The sequence below is a fragment of the Neisseria sp. P0021.S006 genome (assembly GCF_051956895.1).
Genome location: NZ_JBQCWZ010001235.1, coordinates 1 through 454, shown reverse-complemented (window position 1 = coordinate 454; position 454 = coordinate 1). Strand labels below are relative to the sequence as shown.

At 50.2% G+C, this 454-nt stretch carries 1 pseudogene; it reads left to right on the top strand.

From position 1 onward, the window contains the following. Window positions 1-454 (top strand): annotated as a pseudogene (locus tag ACTHUM_RS19650) (hypothetical protein); the annotation flags it as partial.

Below are 454 nucleotides of genomic sequence, written 5' to 3'. Positions count from 1 at the left end.
ATTTAACGGCGATCATGATGTGCCGGTCAATAAACTGTATGCCGAAGGGACTGTATACAACAACATCAAAGCGCGTGTCGGTAAATTTGGCGCATTCTCTTCATACGGCCGCGTATGGGATACCGAAGTCACCGGCGGCGAAATCTTCTTTGACAATAAAACCCTGCCGACCAAAATCTATGCGGGCCGCCGTACCGGCAATCTGAACGACAACGCATGGGGCATTGGCGGTCGCCGCAGACATTTTGCCGCGGTTCAAAGCGTGTTGCCTGTGAATGAGAATATCAACGTCGGCGCAACCGTCAGCTACATGAAAGACATCGATGTACGCGGCGCGAAGAAAAACGCGGTCTTCGGGGAAATTGGTACGGACATTAAATTTAATGACGATTGGCGTTGGATGGCCGCGGTCAGCAAGTCCAATATCAAAGCTTATAATGATGCCGGACAAAAA